We start from the raw sequence: 2,586 nt of genomic DNA, 5'->3' as shown, positions 1-2,586 counted from the left end.
CCCGATCAGCGGCACCTACCGGTACCCGGCAGGCGGACCCACGCTGGCGGGCGTGCTCGGTTTCCTCGGCGACCACAAGGAGATCGACGAGCTCTACATGGTGCTCGACGAAGAGCTCAAGATGATGTCGCGCATCTGTGACGACGGTGTGCAGGTCGTGGGGCCGCGCCTCAAGGAGATGGCCAAGCTCGCGCACACCGAGTACCTCATCGAGGGCCGGTGCCGCCACGACGTCCGCGAGATCCTGCGCGAGACGATGTTCGCTCCCACGGTCACGGGCAGCCCGGTCGAGAACGCCTGCCGCGTGATCCGCAGGTACGAACCCCACGGCCGCGGTTACTACAGCGGTGTCGTGGCCCTCGTGGGCCGTGATGGGACCGGTGCCCAGGAGATGGACTCCGCCATCCTGATCCGCACCGCCGAGATCGACAGGTCGGGTCGGGCGCGGATCGGGGTGGGAGCGACCCTGGTACGCCACTCCGACCCGGATTCCGAGGTGGCGGAAACGAGGGTCAAGGTCGCCTCGGTGTTGTCGGCGTTGCAGGACGGCCCGGTGCGGTGGGACGACCACCCCGAGGTGCGCGCGGCGCTGCACGACCGCAACGCCCGGCTCGGCACGTTCTGGTTCGGCGTCCGAGCCGACGACGCGGAACGCGCACCGGCGCTGTCGGGGCTGCGCGCACTGGTGATCGACGCCGAGGACACCTTCACCGCGATGATCGCGCAACAGTTGAGGGCGCTGGGTTTGACCGTGGACGTGCGCCGCTACAGCGAGGAACACCTGATCGACGGGCACGACCTCGTGGTGATGGGGCCAGGACCGGGAGATCCGGGTGACCCCGCGCTGGCGAAGATCGGGCGGCTGCAACGCGAGATCGGTTCGCTGCTGCGTCAGCACCGGCCGTTCCTCGCGGTGTGCCTGAGCCATCAGATCCTCTGCGACGTCCTCGGTCTTGAGCTGGTGCGGCGTGAGCGGCCGAACCAGGGCACCCGGCGTGAGATCGACCTGTTCGGCACACCGGAGTTCGTGGGTTTCTACAACACCTTCGCCGCGCACAGCCCGCAGGACAAGCTGGAGCACCCCGAGTTCGGGCTGGTCGAGATCAGCCGCGACGTCGAGACCGGCGAGGTGCACGCCACTCGCGGCGACGGGTTCGCCTCGGTGCAGTTCCATCCCGAGTCGGTCCTGACGTCGAACGGCCCGCGCATCCTGGCGACCATGATCGAGGGAGTGCTCGAGACGAAGGTTCCGCAGCCGTGCAGGCCGTGATCGCGTGGTGGGACCTGCCCGGCACCGGCCAGACCGTCGCTTCGCTGCGGGAGTCGCTGCGGCGGGAGGGCACGGACGGTTGGGCGGCCGTAGCGGGACTGCGCCTCAAGCTCTGGATCTCTGAACCCACCGGGGAACGGTGGGGCGCGGTGATGGTGTGGGACAGCGCTGAGGCCGCCGAGGCCGCGGTGAGTGCGGGCCTGCCCCCGAACCGGGCAGCCGAGCTGATCGGCCGCCCGCCGTCACTGCGGCTCGTGCTGGACGTCGAAGCGGCCGTGGCGGGGATCGCCGGTGAAATGACGAACGAGGAGTGGACATGGCCGTGAACACAGGGCAGGTGCCCGTGGGGACTGAGTTCGTGCACCCTCCGGCGAGCCCGATTTCGTTGCTGCGCCAGTGGTTCGACCTCGCTGTGGCGCGCGAGGTGCGTGAGCCGGGAGCGATGGCGCTCGCGACGGTGTCGGCGCACGGGCGCCCGTCCAGCCGGATGATCCAGCTCAGCCGGATCACCGCACAGGGGATCGTCTTCGCGACCCACGCGGGCAGCCGCAAGGGACTCGAGTTCGACCAGACCGGCTGCTGGGCGGGCACGTTCTACTGGCGCGAGACGAACCAGCAGATCAGTCTGTCCGGCAACGTCGAGCGGCTCGGTGACGCGGAGGCGGACGTGCTGTGGTGGGCGCGCCCCGCCGACGCGAACGCGATGTCAGTCGCGACTCGGCAGAGCGCGCCGCTCACCGACGAGCACGCGCTGCTTACCTCCGCCCGCTCGCTCGCCGAACGGGGCACGCCGCAGCGACCGGCCACGTGGCTCGCCTACGAGCTGATCGTGAGCGAGGCGGAGTTCTGGCAGAGCAGCCCGGACAGGCTGTACCGGCGACTGCGCTACAGCCTGACCGAACGAGGCTGGACCGCGACGCGGCTGCAGCCGTGAGACCGCGGTCAGCCGCGGAACACACCTTCAGCGGACCTCCGCCCGCTTGATCGACGTGCGGCCCATCTCGACGCCCTGGTGGCATCTCTGCCGCCGGGGCCGCTCCGTGCTCAGACCACGGTAGTCGTGGCGTGGCGCCTCCCTTCCGGAAAGGGGCAGTGGAAACTGGCCCTGGCGCCGCTGCGCCAGGGCCAGCGGCTGGGGCGCTCAGCGCAGGTAGCCGACCAACGGCAGGTTCAGCTCACGCACGCCTTGCACGACTAGTCCAGCCATCTCCGCGCCGCCTCGCGCGGAGAAGTGAGTGTTGTCGCCCGTCTCCTTCGTCAGGTACAACGCCTGGGAGGCCGACGGTCCGAGCGACTCGACGAGTGCCTTGCTCTTC

3 protein-coding genes are annotated in these 2,586 nt (G+C 69.8%); all 3 read left to right on the top strand.

Annotated elements, in window-relative coordinates; translation table 11 throughout:
- Positions 1-1,270, top strand: a 1,270-nt coding sequence (locus UK23_RS21605; protein WP_045313398.1) for an anthranilate synthase family protein, incomplete at its 5' end; no start/stop codon positions are given.
- Positions 1,258-1,596 carry a hypothetical protein gene (locus UK23_RS21600; RefSeq protein WP_045313397.1) on the top strand — a complete coding sequence of 113 codons (339 nt, stop codon included), beginning with the start codon at positions 1,258-1,260 and terminating at the stop codon, positions 1,594-1,596. The genes UK23_RS21605 and UK23_RS21600, both read left to right, overlap by 13 nt.
- Positions 1,587-2,204, top strand: coding sequence for a pyridoxal 5'-phosphate synthase (locus tag UK23_RS21595; RefSeq protein WP_045313399.1), 618 nt, complete (start codon positions 1,587-1,589; stop codon positions 2,202-2,204). The genes UK23_RS21600 and UK23_RS21595 overlap by 10 nt, the downstream gene beginning before the upstream one ends.
- The last annotated feature ends 382 nt before the right edge of the window (positions 2,205-2,586 follow it).

This window comes from Lentzea aerocolonigenes (genome assembly GCF_000955955.1).
Taxonomy (GTDB): domain Bacteria; phylum Actinomycetota; class Actinomycetes; order Mycobacteriales; family Pseudonocardiaceae; genus Lentzea; species Lentzea aerocolonigenes_A.
This window is presented reverse-complemented; position numbering and strand designations above follow the sequence as displayed.